The 18,806-nt window shown below is 66.8% G+C and carries 19 protein-coding genes; 14 read left to right on the forward strand and 5 right to left on the reverse strand.

The window, feature by feature from the left end:
• Positions 1-63: 63 nt before the first annotated feature.
• Entirely contained in the window at positions 64-546 is a 483-nt protein-coding gene (locus ACLH0K_RS05255; RefSeq protein WP_411375773.1) for a DUF2087 domain-containing protein, read from the forward strand.
• Between the two features lie 4 nt (positions 547-550).
• Here the strand turns inward: ACLH0K_RS05255 and ACLH0K_RS05260 are convergent, their stop codons facing one another.
• The gene (locus ACLH0K_RS05260) at positions 551-934 is read right to left on the reverse strand and encodes a TfoX/Sxy family protein (protein WP_411375774.1); all 384 of its coding nucleotides are present in this window, start codon (positions 932-934) and stop codon (positions 551-553) included.
• A 604-nt stretch (positions 935-1,538) separates the two neighbouring features.
• Here ACLH0K_RS05260 and ACLH0K_RS05265 point away from each other — a divergent pair.
• Complete coding sequence (locus ACLH0K_RS05265; protein ID WP_411375775.1) at positions 1,539-2,387, forward strand: metallophosphoesterase family protein; 849 nt, start codon at positions 1,539-1,541, stop codon at positions 2,385-2,387.
• A 17-nt stretch (positions 2,388-2,404) separates the two neighbouring features.
• On the opposite strand, the gene ACLH0K_RS05270 is transcribed toward ACLH0K_RS05265, so the two are convergent.
• The 3 genes from ACLH0K_RS05270 to pdxA form a co-directional block, all read right to left on the reverse strand.
• Positions 2,405-2,707: a YciI-like protein gene (locus tag ACLH0K_RS05270; RefSeq protein ID WP_411376411.1), complete on the reverse strand. Its 303-nt coding sequence runs from the start codon at positions 2,705-2,707 to the stop codon at positions 2,405-2,407.
• A 67-nt stretch (positions 2,708-2,774) separates the two neighbouring features.
• A complete protein-coding gene (locus ACLH0K_RS05275; RefSeq protein ID WP_411375776.1) occupies positions 2,775-3,548 on the reverse strand; it encodes a DeoR/GlpR family DNA-binding transcription regulator in 774 nt (257 codons plus the stop codon).
• Positions 3,549-3,610: 62 nt separating this feature from the next.
• Positions 3,611-5,983, reverse strand: coding sequence for a 4-hydroxythreonine-4-phosphate dehydrogenase PdxA (gene pdxA, locus ACLH0K_RS05280; RefSeq protein WP_411375777.1), 2,373 nt, complete (start codon positions 5,981-5,983; stop codon positions 3,611-3,613).
• Between the two features lie 192 nt (positions 5,984-6,175).
• On the opposite strand from pdxA, the gene ACLH0K_RS05285 reads away from it, so the two are divergent.
• The 10 genes from ACLH0K_RS05285 (at position 6,176) to ACLH0K_RS05330 (ending at position 15,604) form a co-directional block, all read left to right on the forward strand.
• Positions 6,176-7,750 carry an ABC transporter substrate-binding protein gene (locus ACLH0K_RS05285; protein WP_411375778.1) on the forward strand — a complete coding sequence of 525 codons (1,575 nt, stop codon included), beginning with the start codon at positions 6,176-6,178 and terminating at the stop codon, positions 7,748-7,750.
• Positions 7,751-7,753: 3 nt separating this feature from the next.
• Positions 7,754-8,689 (forward strand): ABC transporter permease, encoded by a 936-nt coding sequence (locus ACLH0K_RS05290; RefSeq protein ID WP_411375779.1) that lies wholly within the window; start codon positions 7,754-7,756, stop codon positions 8,687-8,689.
• The gene (locus tag ACLH0K_RS05295) at positions 8,686-9,609 is read left to right on the forward strand and encodes an ABC transporter permease (RefSeq protein WP_138608379.1); all 924 of its coding nucleotides are present in this window, start codon (positions 8,686-8,688) and stop codon (positions 9,607-9,609) included. Before ACLH0K_RS05290 ends, ACLH0K_RS05295 begins: the two co-directional genes overlap by 4 nt.
• A gap of 1 nt (position 9,610) precedes the next feature.
• Entirely contained in the window at positions 9,611-10,543 is a 933-nt protein-coding gene (locus ACLH0K_RS05300) for an ABC transporter ATP-binding protein (RefSeq protein ID WP_411375780.1), read from the forward strand.
• Positions 10,540-11,367 (forward strand): ATP-binding cassette domain-containing protein, encoded by an 828-nt coding sequence (locus ACLH0K_RS05305; protein ID WP_411375781.1) that lies wholly within the window; start codon positions 10,540-10,542, stop codon positions 11,365-11,367. Before ACLH0K_RS05300 ends, ACLH0K_RS05305 begins: the two co-directional genes overlap by 4 nt.
• Before the next feature lie 52 nt (positions 11,368-11,419).
• Complete coding sequence (locus ACLH0K_RS05310) at positions 11,420-12,409, forward strand: aldo/keto reductase (RefSeq protein WP_411375782.1); 990 nt, start codon at positions 11,420-11,422, stop codon at positions 12,407-12,409.
• 42 nt (positions 12,410-12,451) lie between these two features.
• Complete coding sequence (locus ACLH0K_RS05315; RefSeq protein ID WP_411375783.1) at positions 12,452-13,240, forward strand: HpcH/HpaI aldolase family protein; 789 nt, start codon at positions 12,452-12,454, stop codon at positions 13,238-13,240.
• 5 nt (positions 13,241-13,245) lie between these two features.
• Positions 13,246-14,508: a sialidase family protein gene (locus ACLH0K_RS05320; protein WP_411375784.1), complete on the forward strand. Its 1,263-nt coding sequence runs from the start codon at positions 13,246-13,248 to the stop codon at positions 14,506-14,508.
• Positions 14,501-15,190, forward strand: coding sequence for an SDR family NAD(P)-dependent oxidoreductase (locus ACLH0K_RS05325; protein ID WP_411375785.1), 690 nt, complete (start codon positions 14,501-14,503; stop codon positions 15,188-15,190). The genes ACLH0K_RS05320 and ACLH0K_RS05325 overlap by 8 nt, the downstream gene beginning before the upstream one ends.
• A 210-nt stretch (positions 15,191-15,400) precedes the next feature.
• Entirely contained in the window at positions 15,401-15,604 is a 204-nt protein-coding gene (locus ACLH0K_RS05330) for a cold-shock protein (RefSeq protein ID WP_411375786.1), read from the forward strand.
• Positions 15,605-15,761: 157 nt separating this feature from the next.
• Here the strand turns inward: ACLH0K_RS05330 and ACLH0K_RS05335 are convergent, their stop codons facing one another.
• Positions 15,762-16,499: a FadR/GntR family transcriptional regulator gene (locus ACLH0K_RS05335; RefSeq protein ID WP_411375787.1), complete on the reverse strand. Its 738-nt coding sequence runs from the start codon at positions 16,497-16,499 to the stop codon at positions 15,762-15,764.
• Positions 16,500-16,688: 189 nt separating this feature from the next.
• Between ACLH0K_RS05335 and ACLH0K_RS05340 the strand changes: the two genes are divergently transcribed.
• Positions 16,689-17,234 carry a gluconokinase gene (locus tag ACLH0K_RS05340; protein WP_411375788.1) on the forward strand — a complete coding sequence of 182 codons (546 nt, stop codon included), beginning with the start codon at positions 16,689-16,691 and terminating at the stop codon, positions 17,232-17,234.
• A gap of 42 nt (positions 17,235-17,276) precedes the next feature.
• A complete protein-coding gene (locus tag ACLH0K_RS05345; protein ID WP_411375789.1) occupies positions 17,277-18,680 on the forward strand; it encodes a GntP family permease in 1,404 nt (467 codons plus the stop codon).
• Positions 18,681-18,806 lie beyond the last annotated feature (126 nt).

Here is an 18,806-nt window from a genome sequence, read left to right on the forward strand (position 1 = left end):
TTTGGTCGAAGCACTGCGGGAGCGGCGGCGGCAAGCCAAAGCGGTCCGCACTGGCGCCGGGTGATGGCTGCCCTGGCAAGCGATGACGCACGGACTGCCTACGCCCAAATAGTCCTCGGTGCCCGCCCTGCGGAGGTACTTCCTGAGGTGAAGGAGCAGCGGCGGGACAAGGCCATACGGGTCCTGCTGGAAGCAGGGTTGGTGGAGACGACGGCGGACGGCGGGTTGGGAGCCTCCGGAACCGTCTTCCGCGACTTGTTGTCCCAGCAGCCGCGGCAGCCGAAAACCGGGCTCGCCAGGTTTTTGCGACTGGGCCGCATCGACAGGTATCCGTCGAGCCTGAGTGAACGCCGGGAACTGTTGGCCTGGGTTGCCGCCGACGCCATCCGCCCGGACGAGGTCCTCACCGAACGGCAGGTCAACGACAGGCTTCTGAACTACACCGACGACGTCGTCCTCCTCCGCCGCTACCTCGTCGACTTCGGCCTGCTGGAACGGACGCGGTCCGGGTCCGCGTACGCCCGCCCGGCAACCGACGCCTCTTAGGAATCTACGCGGTCTCTGCCGCCTTGGGCCGCTTGGGCTGCTTGGGCGGCAGGGTGGAGACGTATTGGTAGGCTTTGGTGGCCCAGGCCCTGGCGCGTGTGTCGTCGCCGTCGCCCTCCTCATTCCACACCTCCGGCAACCCCGAGTAGCCGGCCATCGGGCGGTCCGCCGGTCCGAACGGCACCGTCCGCTCGGACGACTCGAGCATCACCCGGTCCTCATCGGAGAGCTTCACACCGATGGTTACCCCGAAGAGTCCGGCGAACATGTTGCCGTTAACGAAGGCGCCCATGTTGCCGAACATCGGCTTCACCACGACGTCCGGCCGGTCCGGCACTACCTGCCGGAAGCGTTCCTTGTCTTCCTCGGTGGCTTTAGGCATTTCCATGGCTGGCTCTCCCGTCCGCAGGCGTTTCCGCAGGTCATGATGCAGGATATGCCCGGGCTGTGCCTGGCTCAACCTTCGACGCAGGTCTTATTCCGGCGCTATTTCCGCGAGTTCAGGGCATCAAACTGTTCCTGCCAGAGGGCCAGTTCCCGGTCCTTGTACTGGCGGTGGGATGCATTCCACTTCTGCCAGATCTCCGAAGTATCCCGCGGGCCTGAACCGACGGCAGCAGGGGGAGTGCCCGGAGGCCCGGGCGGGCCGGAACCTGCATAACATTCCGGGCACCCGGACGAGGGTTTGGTTCAAAGGGCCTGGCTCCGGCAACGCCCGTCCGGTGCCCATCCCTTGACAGCCAGTCCGACCGTTTAGGAGTATCAAGGAGCCGGGGGGCTTGCTTGGGTGTTTTGACCAGCCGGCCTGCTGTCCGGCTTCTGGGAAGGGGGGGCGGATGCAGTCGGCATTGCGCTTGAAACCCTTCAAACATGTGGCCGCGGCAGCTGCGGTCCTTTTCGCTGTTGCTGTTTCCGGTTGCACAAGTCCTCCTCCCGAGCCGCCTCCGCCTCCGACCCCGGTACCAGATGTCCATATTGCCGCCGTCGGTGACATGAACCCCGAACGCAACGTTGACCCGGACAGCCCCTCTGGCCGGAACGCCGCGGCAATCACGCGGCTCGTCGAAAACAACGAGATAGACGCGTTCCTTGGACTCGGCGACTTCCAGTACCGCACAGCCTATTGCGAGGACTACGTGGAGTACTGGGCGCAACTGTGGGGCGGCACGATGCCCAAGTTGTACTGGGTGTCCGCGCCGAACCACGACTGGGAACCGGGCCGCAACACGGACCTGGACAACTTCATGGACGGCCAATGCCCGGGATTCACCACCAAATCTGCGGCGAACCAGGAGCTCGGCTTCATCTGGAACGGGCAACCGTACTCAAAGGACTTCGGCAACTGGCACTTCGCGTTCCTGTCCTCGGCGCACTGGAAGTACAACACCAAGCGGGCCCGGGAGCTGACGAACTGGCTGGACAAGGACCTGGAAAAGGCGAAGGCCGCAGGCAAGCACCTGGCGGTGGTGTACCACGAGCCGTACTTCACCTCGAATACCGAGGCGCACAGGCGGGCCGACGACCATAAGCCGTGGATCAACGTGATGTGGAAGCACCGGGTCCGTTTGACCCTCTCAGGGTCGCAGCACAACTACGAACGGTCCTGCCCGGTGAATGCATCTGACCGGTGCGTCGATGACGGGATGACGGCCTTCCAGGTGTCCACTGGAGGTATCGACCTCCGCGAATTCACCAGCAGGCCGCGGTACATCGAGGAGCGGATCAGCGACACCCACGGGTTCCTCCGGCTGACCCTGCGCGGCGACGGATCGTTCGACTGGAACTTTGTGGCAACGACCGGTGACGGCACGGACTCCGGGACGCGGGCGGCGCCGGAGTAGGCCACGTTGCGGCAGCGTCAGGGGCGGACGGGCGCAGCCGCCTCTTGTCCCACCACCGTTGTCCACGGGCGGGCGGTCCACGATGTCACGACACCATTGATGACGTAAGGATCGGCGGCTGCAAACGCTCTTGCGGACTCGAGGGCATTCTCGCCGGTGAAGATCAGCAACCCGGTGAACGGACCGTCACCAACGGCCCCGCCCAACAGAAGCTCGCCCCGTTCGACTGCCGCCCACGCCGCCTTCAGATGGACTGAGCGGTAATTTTCGCGGGTTTCCAGGTAGTTGTCCTCGTAGGTGTATTCGAGCACGGCGTGCACGCGTGTCTCCATTCGGTGGGGTTTTTGCTCGTTAGAAGTAGAGTACTCACCGCAGTTGGTTCCGGACTCAACCGCCGATTGAAGCCACCTGGACCTGGACCCCCGCGTCCCGGAACTTCTGCACCTGGCCGGGGTCGGCGCCGTCGTCCGTCACCAAAGTCCACGGCAGCGCAAGCCGCGCCCAGGCGTGGAAGGGGCGCAGGCCGAGCTTGGATGAATCCGCCAGCACATACACCTCGCGGCCGCGGCGGGCCATCAGCTCCTTGAGCCGGGTCTGGGCGTGGTCCGCCTCGCAGATGCCGTCCTCGGCGGTGACGGCGTCGGCGCCCAGGAACACTCGGTCGAAGCTCATCCGCTCCAGGGCAGCCTCGGCCAGCGGTCCCACGAAACTCTGCGAAACGCCGCGGAGCCGGCCGCCCAGGCAGTCCACCTCGATGCCTGCCGAATCGGCCAGCTCCTGCAGCGTATTAAGGCCGGGGGTGGTCACCGAAAGCTTCTCGAACCCCCGCAGCTCGTGCGCCAGGGCACCCGCCGTTGAGCCGGCGTCGAGCAGGATGTTCTCCCCGGGCTGGATCACCGAGGCGGCCCACCGGGCGATCGCGTGCTTCTGCTCGAACGCCTCACCGGTGCGCTGCCGCAGCGAGGCCTCCGGGTGCGCGCCCATTGCCATCGCACCGCCATAGGTGCGGGCCAGCCGGCCCTGGCTGTTAAGGAGCGCGAGGTCGCGTCGGATGGTGGACGCGGTCACCTCGAACCGGGCGGAGAGCTCTTCCACGGAGGCCAGGCCGCTGGTGACGGCGAGGTGGTAGATCTCCTCGCGGCGCTCGTTTGCGCTCAGCATTCCCGGCCTCCTTCCCGTGGCAGTGGTCACCATGCTAGTTCCGGCCCCCCAATATCAGCGTGTTACACGGCCACAGACGGGCGGGTGGCCATTTCGGCGGCCTGGTGCAGTGCCTCCACCATTGAGCGGGAGTCGGCGATGGCCTTGCCGGCGATGTCGAACGCGGTGCCGTGGTCCACGGACGTGCGGATCACGGGCAGGCCCACGGTGATGTTCACGCCGGCCTCGATGCCCAGCACCTTCACGGGGCCGTGGCCCTGGTCGTGGTACATGGCGACCACCAGGTCGTAGTCCCCGCGGCCGGCCAGGAAGAACAGCGTGTCCGCCGGCAGCGGGCCCACGGCGTTGATCCCGTCGGCCTGCGCGGCCTTAACGCCGGGCTCGATCTTCTCGGCTTCCTCGCCCTGGCCGAACAGGCCGTTTTCGCCGGCGTGCGGGTTGATGGCGCAGACGCCGATCTTCGGGTTGGGGATGCCTGCGCGGACCAGTGCTTCGTGGCCGCGGCGGATGGTGCGTTCCACCAAGTCCGGGTTGATCTTGCGGATCGCGTCCATGAGCCCGATGTGCGTAGTCACGTGGATGACGCGGATCTTGGGTGTGGAGAGCATCATGGACACCTCCTCAGTGCCGGTCAGGTGCGCCAGCAGTTCGGTGTGCCCGGGGTAGATGTGCCCGGCGGCGTGCAGTGCCTCCTTGTTCAGCGGTGCGGTGCAGATGGCCTGGACCTTCCCGGCCATTGCCAGTTCACTAGCCACCCGGATGTACTCGTAGGCGGCGTGGCCGGCGACCGGGGAGAGCTGGCCCCAGGCCAGGTCCTGCGGCAGCAGCGCCAGGTCGATCACGTTCACCCGTCCCGGCTCGAACACGGCGTCCTCAACGTTGTCGATCGTCCGGATGTCCGCGTCGACGCCCACGATCTCTGCCGCCTGCCGCAGGCGCAGCGCGTCGCCCACCACCACGGGCCGGCATTCCTGCAGGATGCCCTTGTTTAGGACGGCCGGCACGATGACCTCCGGGCCAATGCCGGCGCCGTCGCCCATGGTGACGGCGACGTAGGGGAAAGACGGGTTTGTTTCAGCGGTTGTCATAGTTGCTCCAGATTGTTCGGAAGTCTTGCGGGGAAGGGTTTGGGCGGGATGGTCCGCAGGCTGTCCGCGGCGCTCCCGGATAGCTTCGTAAAGCTGCAGGAGGGCGAGGTCGTCGCCGAAGCTGCCGGGCTTGGTGCCCACCAGCGTGCCGTCGTCGGCGCGACTCAGCACGGCACCGTGCTGCACCGCGGCAATCGGCACCAGGCTGTGGCGGCCGACGGCGTCCAGGACTTCCCGGGCCGTCTCGCCGCCGGTGAGGATCAGGTCAGCATCTCCAGCCTTGGCTGCCTCGGCTGCGAACTTCGCGAGGGCCCGGACAATGCGGCCGGATCCAGAAGGGTCCACTTTTGCCGCGGCAAGCGTGATGGCCACGCTGGTTCCTGCGAGCAGAAGGTCCCAAACCTGGGCCAGTTGGGAAGCGTAGGCTCCCGTGGCGCCGGCATATTGCGGATGCAACCGGACTACTGTGACGCCGCGCGCCTCGAGCCTGGCCAGTTGCGCCTGCGCGGTTCGCGATGCTGAGCCGACGACGGCGAGCACCGGCCGCTCGGGCTCCTTGGGTTCAGCATTGGTTGCGACAGCTGTTGCCAACCGGCGCGCGTTTCGCGCAGTTTCTGCAGCAAACCGCTGCGCGAGGACATCAGCGGCGCCTCCGGTTCCCACCAGCACGATGCGCCTGCCGCGGGCCTGGAAATCGAGCTCCAGCAGGGCATCGACTACGTGCTCCAGGTCTTGGATGGTCTCGCCGTCGGTGACCACAAGTTCCGGCTGGCCGGAGTCCAGGAGCCCCTTCAGTTTGGCAGCCAGGTAACCCGACCTGACTGTGGCCAGATTCAGGGTCCGCACCGTGGCGGGATCCTCCGGATGAAGCAGCGACGGGACATCAGCAGGCGGGGCCGGGACCTCCGCCTGCCACAGGTCGGTTTCCGCCAGGGGAGTGCCGGCCACCAGCGGCCTGCCGTCCACAACGGCACGTTGCAGTTGGGGGAGTGCCCCGGCAACAACAGTATGGAAACCAAGGCTGGCCAGTGCGGAAACTTCGGCGCGGACATTGCCGCGCCATAGGGAGTCCATCTTCTTGAACATCACCTGCGCGCCGGATGCTCCGGGGCCCGAGAAGGCGTCCTTCACCAGTGCCTCGGCATCAGCCTCGGCAAGGCCGCGGGTATGCGTATCGGCCACCACGACGTCTGTGACGGACCCCCTGAAGGAGGCGCCGCCGTGGTTCGTTTCCGAAGCGATGCCCGCATCCAGCAGGACCTGCGAGGAGAGCCCGTGCCGGACAAAGCAGTAGCCAACCTCGGCGGCGCCGGAGAAATCGTCGGCCTGCACAAATACGGAAGCCACGTTGCTCCTCTCGTCCGTAGTCGGCTGGATCCCGCCAGGTAGCGGGAAGCTCCCCATCATCATGGCACGGTTGCGCGAATCACGCTAGAGAGGTTGCGCAATTTGCGCAGGAGTGGCAAAGTGATGGACACAACATTTCGGCGCAGCCACTCCGGCCGGCAGCCGTCCCCCCGATCTACCGAGAGGTCAACGATGACCGTTCTTCCTCAAGGAAGTGAGATTTCCCGCCGCCGCCTGCTGCAGTTCGGCGCGGCTGCAGGGTTTCTGCTGGGCACCGGCAGCCTCGCGGGCTGCGCCGGCCCCACCGGCCTTCCCGGACCCAGCACCCTGACCCTGGCCCTTAACCGCTCATTGGTCAGCCTGGACAACAAGCTCAACCAGTTCGACGCCGCCGTCACCGTGCAGCGCGCCGTCCGCCAGGGCCTCACCGCCATCGGCCCCGAAACCAAGCCCGTGCTGGTCCTTGCCGAGCGCTTTGAGATGACTGGCCCCACCGAATGGACCGTCCGGTTCCGCGAAGGTATCCGCTACTCGGACGGCAGCCCGGTGAAGGTGGAGGACGTTGCCACCGCACTGAAGATGTACCAGCAGGTCCAGGGCTCCTTCGTGGCCGGCTTCTTTCCCGAATTCCCCGAAGTGGTGCCGGTGGATGACCGCACCTTCAAGATGGTGTCCAAGAAGCCCATCCCCATCCTGGACTCTCTCATGAGCATGATCCTGATTACCCCCGCCGCGCAGAACAAGCCGGAGGAACTGCAGGAAGGCCTGGGCACCGGCCCCTACGTGGTCACCAAGTTCAACCGCGGCGCCGGCACCTACAGCCTGGCCCGCAACGAAAACTACTGGGGCCCCGCCCCGCAGGTGGACAACGTGGAAGTCCGGTTCCTCCCCGAGGAATCCAGCCGCGTCATCGCCCTCCGCAGCGGCGAGGTGGACGTCATCGACTCCATCACCCCCGACTCCCGCGAACAGCTCGCCGGACTTCCCGGCGTCGAACTCCAGGAAGCGTCAAGCCTCCGCCTGAACCAGATCTTCTTCAACTTCCGCAAGCCCGCCGGCCACCCACTGGCCGATCCCCGCGTCCGCCAGGCACTGAGCATGGCGATCGACGGCGAGTCACTGGTCCGCGACGTGCTGGTGGACTCCGTCACCCAGGCCGAGGGCGTCACCCCCTCCAGCCTCACCGGCTACTACAAGACCGGCGAGTACGTCTACGATCCCGAAAAGGCCAAAGCCACCCTGGCCGAGCTTGGCGTCAAGGACCTCACCCTGAAGATCATCTGGGAAACCGGCGAGTTCGCCTCCGACACCTCCGTGATGGAGGCCCTGGTGGAGATGTTCGGCAAGATCGGCGTCAAGGCCGAACTGCAGCAGTTCGAACCCGGTGGCAACATCCTGGCATGGCGCCAGGGCAAGCAGGGCGACTGGGACCTCCTCGGCAACGGCTACCCCAGCCCCACCGGCCTGGCCATCACCATGCTGCAGGGTATGTACGCCGGCACCCCCGAAAAGGAAGCCACCCGCGATACCTACCAGGGCTACGTGATTCCCGAGGTCACCGCCAGGATCCAGGCCGCCTCCGCCGAAGCGGACCCGGCCCGCAGGACCGAACTGCTCAACGAAGCCCAGCAGGCAGTGTGGGACACCTGGCCCTGCGCCTGGGCTTTCGTCCCCAAGTCCGTCCTCGCCCACCGGGAGCGGGTGTCCAACATCAACCTGGCACCCACCAACTCCTACCCCCTCGTTGATGTCCGGCTGGAGGCCTAAGCCATGACGAACTACATCCTCAAGCGCCTGGGACAGGGCCTGTTGACCGTGTTCCTCACGGTGTCCACCGTGTTCATCCTGATCCGCATGGCCCCGGGCGACCCCGCGGTCTCCTACGCCGGACCGCTGGCCACCACTGAACAGCTGGCGCGCGTCCGCGAACAGTTCGGCCTGGACCGGCCCGTGCTGGAGCAGTACTGGATCTTCCTCCAGCAGCTGTTCACCGGCAACCTGGGCCAGTCCTACTCCTTCCAGGCCCCCGCCATGCAGGTGGTCTTCGAACGGATGCCATACACCCTGACCCTGGCCACGTCGGCAATCCTGCTGACCGCCGTCGTCGCCATCCCCCTGGGTGTGTGGATGTCCCGCCGGCCGGACACCGGCCGGGAATTCGGCGTCAACGTGCTCACCATCGCAGGGCAGTCCATGCCCGACTTCTGGACCGGCATCATGCTGCTCACCGGCTTCGCCGTGCTGATCCCGCTGTTCCCCGCCTCCGGCTTCGCCACCTGGGGCGGGCTGGTCCTCCCCACGGTGACCATCGCCATCCTGCAGATCGCCCTGATCTCCCGCATGGTCCGGCGCGAAATGACCAACAACCTCGCCGCCCCGTACCTGACCGTGGCCCGCTCCCGCGGCGTCAGGAACTCGGTGCTGACCTGGCGCTACGCCATGGGCAACTCCGCCATTCCCGTCTTCACCGCCCTGGGCACCCGGTTCGCCGCGATGCTCAACGGCGTGGTGGTGGTGGAAGTGGTGTTCGCCTGGCCCGGCGTCGGCTCCCTGATCGTTCGGGCCCTCGAAACCCGCGACTACCCCCTCATCCAGGCGACCGTCCTGGTCACCGCCCTCCTGGCCGTGGCCGTGCAGCTCCTGATCGACCTCGCCTACCCGCTCCTTGATCCCCGTGTTCGTCTTGGAAAGGCGGCAACAGCATGAGCCTCGACACCGCAACACCTGCTGCAGCGCAACCGGCCCGGCAGCCCAGCCCCAGCGCCGTCACCAAGGCGGACATCGCCCGGGCAGGCGCCACCCGGCGTCGTAAATCCGCCCAGTGGAAGCTCATCATCGGCACCGTCTGCACCCTGCTGGTGATCATCCCGATCATCCTGGCCCAGGTGCTGCCGCTGCCGGACGCCAACTTCCAGGACCTCTCCGCCCGGCGCCTGCCGCCGCTCACGGACGGGCACCTGTTCGGCACAGACCAGCTGGGCCGCGACCTGCTCTCCCGTGTGCTGCATGGCGGCCAGGTCTCCCTGACCATCGGCCTGCTGGCCGTCCTGGTCTCCGGCGCCATCGGCGTGATCCTCGGCGCGGCCGCCGGCTACTACGGCGGCTGGGTGGACACCATCGTCTCCCGCCTCCTCGAGGCCCAGATGTCCCTGCCGCTGCTGATGATGCTGCTGCTGGTGGTGGCCCTGTTCGGCCCCTCCATTCCCGTGATCACCTTCGTGATCGCCATTGCCCAATGGCCGGAAGTTGCCCGCCTCACGCGCTCCATGGTGCTGGTGGAACGCGAAAAGCCGTACGTCTCCGCCGCCCGGATCCTGGGACTGCACAAGATCCAGATCCTGATCCAGCACATCATCCCCAACGTCATCAAGCAGGCAACCCTGGTGGTGCTGCTCCTGCTGGCCCAGGCCGTGCTGCTCGAATCCGCGCTGTCCTTCCTGGGCGCCGGCCCGCAGCGGCCCTTCGCCACCTGGGGCCGGATCATTTCCGACGGCCAGGACTACATCACCACCTCCTGGTGGATGGTCACCCTGCCCGGCCTGGTGATCGTGCTCATGGTGGTGGGCGTCAACCTGCTGGGCGACGGCCTGCGCGACCGTCCCCGCCGCAAGAAGAAGGGTGCCTGATATGACTGCTTCCACTGAGACCCCGTTCAAGGAGCAGCCGCTGCTGGAGGTCCGCGACTTCCAGGTGGAACTGATCACCGACGCCGGTATCATCCGCGCCGTGGACTCCGTCAGCTTCAGCATCCACCGCGGCGAGACGGTCACCATCATCGGCGAGTCCGGCTCCGGAAAATCCACGACGGCGATGGGCATCCTCCGCCTGCTGCCCGAGGACCTGGCGGTACTGTCCGGCACCGTGATGATTGACGGCGTCGACATCTCCGCCGAACCCAAAGCCATCGACAAGGTGCGCGGCAAAACCCTCGCCCTGATCCCGCAGGACCCCATGACGGCGCTGAGCCCGGTCCACTCGATCGGCAGCCAGCTGTTCGAGGCCATCCGGATCGCCGGCGCCGCCTCCGCGAAGGACAAGGAAGCGCTGCAGGCGCGGGCGGTGCGGCTGCTGGAGCAGGTGCACATTCCGACGCCGGAGAAGCAGCTGAAGAAGTACCCCCACCAGCTCTCCGGCGGCATGCTGCAGCGCGTGCTGATCGCCATCGCCCTGGCTTCCGAACCCCAGCTGCTGGTAGCGGACGAGCCGACCTCGGCACTGGACGTCACCGTACAGGGCGGCATCCTGGACCTGCTGCTGGAGCTCCAGGAGCAGCGCGGCATCGGCATCCTGATGATTACGCACGACCTCGGCGTGGCCCGGCTGATGTCCGACCGCATCCATGTGATGAAGGACGGCTCCTTCGTCGAGTCCGGCGAGGTCCAGCAGATCGTGGACCGCCCCGCCACCGAGTACACCCGGACCCTGCTGGCCGCCGTGCCCGTCCTGGGGCCGTGGGACGAGACGCCCGCCGCGGGTTCCCGCGCTGCGCACGCCGCTTCCGGCGGCTCTTCCGCCAGCCCCCCTGACCCAGCCCTCACCCAGACCGGAGCAAAGCCATGACGAAGCCGTTCCTCGCCGTCGACAACCTGGTGGTGGACTACCATGTGCCCGGCGGGACCTTCCGGGCCGTTGACGACGTCTCCTTCTCCGTGGACAAAGGCAAGACGATCGCCGTCGTGGGCGAATCCGGCTGCGGCAAGTCCACCGTGGCCAAGGCCCTCATGCGGCTGGTTACCCCCAGCAGCGGCAGCATCACGCTGGACGGCACGGATATCGCGTCCATGAGCGAGGCGAAGCTGCGGCCGCTGCGCTCCAAGTTCCAGATGGTGTTCCAGGACCCGTACGGCTCGCTGGACCCGCACATGACGGCGCAGGAGATCGTGGCCGAGCCGCTAAAGCTGCAGGGCGTGAGGTCCAAGGCGGAGCGGCACAAGGCCGCCGCCAAACTGATTGACCAGGTGGGCCTGCCCGCCAGGTCCCTGGAGAAGCGGCCGAACGAGTTCTCGGGTGGCCAGCGCCAGCGCATCGGCATCGCCCGGGCGCTCGCCTCCAAGCCCGAACTGCTGGTCTGCGACGAGGCCACCAGCGCCCTGGACGTCTCCGTGCAGGCCCAGGTGCTGCGGCTGCTGAAGTCCATCCAGGACGACACCGGCATCACCTACGTGTTCATCTCCCACAACCTGGGGGTGGTGCAGGAAATCAGCGATACCGTCATGGTGATGCAGCGCGGCAAGCTGGTTGAGCACGGCACCACGGCGTCCGTGCTGACCGCCCCCAAGGAGGACTACACCCGCAAGCTCCGCCGCGCCGCGCTGGATCCCACAATCATGACGGGCCTGAAGCCGCGGCACGTGGTCCGGTCCCTGGCCCTGGCTAACCAGTAGAACCAGCCCAACTCCTGACTCTCCAACGAACGCAACCACGAGGATTCAACACATGAGCACGCAGCCCGAAGGCGCCCAGGTGGACGGCCTGAAACTTCCCATCTCCCGGCTGGTCCTGGGGACCATGACGTTCGGCGACACCGCGGACGAGGCCACGGCCGGCCGGATGGTGGAGGAAGCGCTGGACGTCGGCATCACCACCATCGACACCGCCAACGCCTACGTGGGCGGCGTGACGGAGGAGATGCTCGCGCGGCTTTTGAAGGGAAAGCGCGACGGCGTCATCCTGGCTTCCAAGGCCGGCATGCCCCATGCGGATGCAGGCTCTCATTCGCCGCTCTCGCCGGCAGGGCTGCGGGCCAGCGTGGAGGGGAGCCTGCGCCGGCTGGGAGTGGACAGCATCGACCTGTTCTACCTGCACCAGCCGGACCGTGCCACACCATTGGCTGACACGCTTTCCACCGTGGCCGAGCTGGTTGCGGAGGGCAAGATCGGGGCGCTGGGCGTGTCCAACTTCGCCGCCTGGCAGATCGCCTACGTCATCCACACGGCACGCGAAGTGGGCGCGCCGCGGCCGGTCGTCGCGCAGCAGCTCTACAACCTGGTGGCCCGCCGGCTGGAGGAGGAATACCTCGAATTCGCCGCCACCCACAATGTGCACACCATGGTCTACAACCCGCTGGGCGGCGGCCTGCTCACAGGCAAGCACAGCTTCGACGCCAAGCCCGCCGAGGGCCGCTACGGCGACTCCAAGCTCGCCGCCATGTACACGCAGCGGTACTGGGACAAACAGCTGTTCGACGCGGTCGGCGAGCTGTCCCGGATCGCCTCTGATTCTGGCATGCCGCTGGCCGAGCTGTCGCTGCGCTGGCTCGCCTACCGGGACGGCGTCGGATCGGTGCTGCTGGGCGGGTCCAAGGTGGAACAGCTGCGCGCCAACATTGCCGCCGTCGCCAACGGTCCGCTGCCGGCCGACGTCGTGGAAGCCTGCGACGCCGTGGGAACCTCGCTGCGCGGCCCGATGCCCGCCTACAACCGCTGACACATACTCACTTCCTGAACCGTTACCAACTGAAGGACTCTGATGACCTCCGAACTGGCCACCGAATTCGCCCGCAAGATCCGCGCCCGTGAGCAGGCGGTGGGCTACTGGGCAGTGCTGGACGCGCCCGTGGCCACCGAACGCATCGGCCGGCTCGGCTACGACTACGTTGCCCTGGACGCGCAGCACGGGCTGCTGGGCTACTCGGGTGTGCTCAACGGGCTGATGGCCATCGATGCCGGGCACACCGCCGTCGGCATGGTCCGGGTGGAGGCCAACGACTTCACCGCCATCGGCAAGGCCCTCGACGCTGGCGCCGTGGGCGTCATCGTCCCGCTCATCAACAACGCCGCAGACGCCGCCGCCGCCGTGGCCGCCGCCAAGTACCCGCCAATGGGCGGCCGCTCCTACGGGCCCATGCGCTCTGCCCTGCGGATCGGGCCAAAGCCCGCCGACGCCAACGGCACCACGCTGGTGTTCGCCATGATCGAGACGCCGGAGGGACTGGCCAACGTCAAGGAAATCTGCGCCACCCCCGGCCTGGACGGGATCTACGTCGGACCCTCCGACCTGTCCATCGCGGTAGGCGGGGCGTTCCCGGGGGATCCCCAGGTCGAGGCCGAATTCAACGCCGCGCTGGAAACCATCGCCGAGGCCGCAGCGTCTGCCGGCATCGCCGCCGGCATCCACACGCCCGCCGGGGAGGTGGCCGGGCGCCGGCTCGCCCAGGGCTACACCTTCGCCACCATCGCCTCGGACCTGACACACCTGGAACAGATCGCCAAGTCCCACCTCGACGCCGCGCGCTCCGACGCCACTACAAAGGACTAACACCGATGCAGAACACCACCACCGACGCGTACAGCACCATCACCCCGGACGGGGCCGTGAAGCGGGCCGACGGCGCCGACTTCGCCTACCTGCCCGCGCCCACCGTGCAGAGCCACGCGGCCAACCTGCTCACCCTGCCGGACGGCCGCCTCGGCTGCGTCTGGTTCGGCGGCACCCAGGAGGGCGTGCCTGACATCTCCATCTGGTTCTCCACCCTGGAGCCGGGCAGCGACCAGTGGTCCGAGCCGCAGCAGCTTTCGAATGACTCCGCCCGCTCCGAGCAGAACCCCATCCTGTTCACCGCGCCTGACGGGTTGCTCTGGCTGCTGTACACCGCGCAGAAGGCGGGCAACCAGGACACCGCCGAGGTCCGCCGTCGTATTTCCACGGACAGCGGCCGCACCTGGGGCGAGGTGGAGACACTCTTCCCCGCGAACGCCACCGGTGGTGTGTTCGTCCGCCAGCTGCCCGTAGTCCTGCCGTCCGGACGCCTGATCGTGCCGATCTTCCGCTGCATCACCGTGCCGGGGGAGAAGTGGGTGGGCAACAGCGACGACAGCGCCGTGATGATTTCCGACGACGCCGGCGCCACCTGGAGCGAGCACGTCCTGCCCGGAAGCGTGGGCTGCGTCCACATGAACATCCAGCCGGTGGCCGACGGGTCGCTGCTGGCCCTGTTCCGCAGCCGCTGGGCCGACTCGATCTACGAATCCCGCTCCACCGACGACGGCACCACCTGGAGCGAGCCCGTCCCCACCGAACTGCCCAACAACAACTCCTCCATCCAGTTCACCGCGCTCGCCGACGGCCGCCTGGCCCTGGTGTACAACCACAGCCGGGCGCAGGAGAACACCGAGCGCCGCCTCTCCCTCTACGACGAGATCGACGACGACGGCCTGGCCGAGGAGCAGGGGCAGGTCGCCGAACCGGACGCTTCCGCTTTCTCCGGTGACGACGGCGTGAAGCGCGCCTTCTGGGGCACGCCGCGGTCGCCGATGACGCTGGCCATCTCCGAGGACTCAGGCCGTTCGTGGCCCATCCGCCGGAACCTGGACGTGGGGGACGGGTACTGCCTGTCCAACAACTCACGCGACGGGCTGAACCGCGAATACTCCTACCCGTCCATCCACCAGGGCGCGGACGGGTCCCTGAACATCGCGTACACGTACTTCCGCCAGGCCATCAAGTTCGTCAGGGTGGACCCGCAGTGGGCGTATGAGGGAACGCAGACGCCGGGCGGCCTGGAGGACGGCTCGATCAATGACTGAGCTTGGGCTTGAGCAGCATGCCGTTGTGACGGGCTGCAGCTCCGGAATCGGCCTGGCCATCACCCGGCGGCTCCTGGCCGACGGCTGGTCGGTCACCGGTTTGAGCCGGAGCGAGACAACCGTGGACGGGAAGTTCGAGTGGCTGCGCGCGGACCTCTCCGAGCCGGAGTCCCTGGCTGACGCCGTAGCGGGGCTGCGGCCAGTGGACGCGTTGGTGCACGCCGCCGGGTTCCAGCGGACCGCGCACTTGGGCGATCTTGACCCGGCCGCCCTGCAGGGGATGTTTACCGTGCACGTGGCTGCGGCATCCGTCCTGGCCAACGCCCTGGTGCCATCCATGCCCAACGGCGGCCGGGTGGTCCTGCTGGGCAGCCGCACCTCCACGGGGTCTCCCGGCAAGAGCCAGTACGCCGCCACCAAGGCTGCCTTGATGGGGCTGGGCCGGACGTGGGCGCAGGAGCTGGCGCCGCGGGGAATCACTGTGAACGTGCTCTCCCCGGGTCCTACCGACACCCCGATGCTGAACGACCCCGGCCGCGCCGCCACGCCTGTTAAGCTGCCCGCCCTTGGTGCCCTGGTGGACCCGGAGGACGTGGCCGCCCTGACTGCGTTCCTTCTGGGACCGCACGGCAAGTCCATCACGGGTCAGAACTACGTAATCTGCGGGGGTGCCTCGCTCTAGCCGCCTGTGGTTGAGCTTGTCGAAACCGACCCTGTCCAAACCCGGGAATCTCATGTAGTGTTGAACCTGTTGTTGTGTTTATGCAGTTAGTAATTCAGGCAGTACGCGCGGTCGAAAGTCCGCGTCCTTCTGAAGTAGCGGTTTTTGAACACCCCACGCCGGAGGCCCCGAAAGTCGGGATTTTCCTCCACCTTCACGAAGGACAAAATAATGGCTACTGGCACCGTCAAATGGTTTAACTCCGAAAAGGGCTTCGGCTTCATCTCCCCGGACGACTCCTCGCAGGACGTTTTCGCGCACTACTCCGCGATCAACTCCAACGGCTACCGCTCCCTCGAAGAGAACCAGAAGGTTTCCTTCGACACCGAGCAGGGCCCCAAGGGTCCCCAGGCCACCAACATCCAGGCACTCTAATTATCTAGGGTTCCGGGACCGTTAGGTTTCCTCGAAGCAGGGCTTGCCAGCTGGCAGGCCCTGCTTTTTCTTAACCCACGCGTGCGGGCACCTTTCCCCGTGCAGCACCGGCACTCACGCTTATTCTGGGCCGGCGTAACTATGGGGTTGCAAAGGCTCAGCCGCCGAGGCCCATCGCCTCCCGCACTTCGTCCAGGATGTGGTGCATCGCCCGCTCGGCCACCGCGGTGTCGCCGCGCGCCACGGCGGCTGCCACGTCCTCATGCGCCTGCAGCGCCTCGTTCCGTGGCTTGAACGGCATCAGCCCCTGCTGCGTCCGGCTGGTCAGCACCTCGGCCACCATGTCCTCCAGCGCGCGGAACATTTCGTTGCCGCAGCTCCGGAGCAGCAGCTGGTGGAACTCGATGTCGGCAGCCAGGAAGTTTTGCAGGTCGCCGGCCTCACCCAGCCGGCGAAGTTCGGCTCCCAGGGCCACAAGCTGGGCGCGTTCGGCCGCGCTTGCCCGGCGTGCGGCCCCTGCCGCGGCAATCGGTTCGACGGCGATGCGCAGCTCGGTCAGGCTGCTGTACTGCTCGGCACGGCGTTCCGACGCCAGGCGCCACCGCACCAGCTTGGGGTCGTACACGTTCCAGAGCGCCGGGTCCTGCACCACGATGCCCACCCTGCGGCGCGAGTAGACCAGGTTCATGGACTCCAGGACCTTCATGGTGTCCCGCGCCACGGTCCGCGAAATGCTGTACTCCTGCTGCAGCCCCTCAAGCGTGAGCCGGCTGCCCGGCGCAAGCTTCGAGGAGGCAATGGCTATGCCAACCGCCTCCAGAACGCGCTCATGCATCGCGGGGGAGGCCCCGCCGTCGTACGCGTCCTCCGCGTCCCCTGGTGTCGCCGTCGACATTCTTTGCCGCCTCTCTCTGCGCCGCAGCGCCCCTCCAGAATACCGGGACAACGCACAAAGGTATGACTTGTGACACGAATAGGTAGTACCTAACGGCCTAAAAGGTGATACCTTATGGCGTAGCCCACTTCCCGTGGGCAACGCAGTGCTTCTTCGAAAGCCAAAGACGTCTTCTCCGGAGGTATGAACATGCAGTATCCACCCACGCATCTTGTGGTGATGGGCGTTGCCGGATCCGGCAAATCCACCCTGGCCGCCGCCCTGGCGGAGAAGACGGGCTGGGCCTGCGCCGAAGCTGACGAATTCCACCCGGCAGCGAACATCGCAAAGATGTCCCAGGGAATCCCGCTGCAGGACGAGGACCGCTGGCCGTGGCTCCGCGAGATCCGGGACTGGATGACCGCCCAGGCCAGGGGAGGCTGCAGCACCGTGCTCACTTGCTCGGCCCTCAAGAAAAGCTACCGCCAGCTGCTGTCCGAAGCCGAAGGCCGGGTCCTCTTCCTCCACCTCGACGGCGGTGCAGACCTGATCAGCCAGCGCATGCAGGGCCGCGAAGGCCACTTCATGCCGCCCACGCTGCTGCCCAGCCAGCTCGCCACGCTCGAGGCGCTGAGCCAGGAAGAGCTCGACGCCGGCAGCCTCCGCCTCGACATCGCACGCTCACCGCAGGAGCTGGTCGCCGCCGTCGTGCAGGCTCTGGACCTTCCCGCCGGCCAGGCGCCCTGCGCCCCCTAAAGCCCCAAACCCCAACAAACAATTCTGATTCAAAGGAGAACCATGACCATCGAAGGATGGACCCAAACGCTGGGAGCAGGTCCGCTGCTGCTCATCGCAGCGGCCGCGATCGCAGTCCTGCTGTTCCTCATCATCAAGCTGCGCGTACACGCCCTGCTCGCCCTGATCCTGGTCAGCCTCGGCACCGCCTTTGCCACCGGCATCCCCGCCAACCAGGTGGTCCCGGTCCTCATCAACGGCTTCGGCACCACCCTCGGCACGGTGGCGCTCCTGGTGGGCCTGGGCGCCATGCTCGGCCGGATCGTGGAAACCAGCGGCGGCGCCAAGGTGCTGGCCGACTACCTCATCGGCGTCTTCGGTGAGAAGCGCGCCCCCTTCGCACTGGGCCTGGCCTCGCTGATCTTCGGCTTCCCCATTTTCTTCGACGCCGGCCTGGTGGTCATGCTGCCCGTCGTCTTCGCCGTCGCCCACCGCCTGGGCGGGGGAGTGCTCCGCTACGGCCTGCCCGCCGCCGGCGCGTTCTCGGTGATGCACATCTTCCTGCCGCCGCACCCGGGCCCGGTGTCCGCGTCCGCTTTCTTTGACGCCAACATTGGCCTCGTCACCATCGCCGGCCTCATCGTGGCCATCCCCACCTGGTACGTCACCGCCTACCTCTACGGCCTCTACACCGGGAAGAAGCTGGTCCTTCCGGTGCCCGGAATCCTGGGCCACGCCACCGCAGACGCCGAAGCTAACCCGCCGCGGTTCCGCACCATCGTGGGGCTGCTGCTCCTGCCGCTGGTCCTGATCTTCATGAACACCGGCCTGAACACCCTGGCCGCCTCCGGTGTCCTCCCCGAAGGCGCCAAGGACGAGCAGTGGTTCCAGATCCTGCGCACCATTGGTGAAACTCCGGTAGCCCTGCTGATTGCCGTCCTCGTGGCCATGTTCGTCCTGGGCGCCAAGCGCGGCAAGGACGCCGGAGCGCTGGAGAAGCTGCTCGAATCCTCACTGGGTCCGGTCTGCTCGGTCATCCTGATCACCGGCGCCGGCGGCATGTTCGGCGGCGTGCTCCGCACCTCGGGCATCGGCAAGGCGCTGGCGGATGTCCTGGGCGGTGTGGGCATTCCACTGATCCTGGCCGGCTTCCTGATCTCGGCCATCCTCCGCATCGCGCAGGGCTCCGCCACCGTGGCGCTCACCACCACAGCGGGCCTCATCGCTCCGGCCGTGGCCGCCGCCGGACTCAACGAGATGCAGGTGGCCACCATGGTTCTCGCCGTGGCCGCCGGTTCCGTGGTCGTCTCCCACGTCAACGACTCCGGCTTCTGGCTGGTGGGCCGCTTCTTCGGCATGGACGTCAAGACCACGCTGAAGACCTGGACCGTGATGGAAACCTTGATCGGTGTGATGGGCTTCGCCATCGCCGCCGTCATCTTCCTGCTGGCCGGCCTGGCGGGCTAGCCCCACCCCAACTAGGTAGCGCCAAGTGTCGTTTTGAGGGTTCAAAACGGCACTTGGCGCTACTTACATTTAGGTTTGGGCGTGATCAACCACCGGAGGGTTTAAGCGGGCTCAACCACCGGAGGC

Source organism: Arthrobacter sp. MPF02, assembly GCF_046605375.1.
GTDB lineage: Bacteria > Actinomycetota > Actinomycetes > Actinomycetales > Micrococcaceae > Arthrobacter.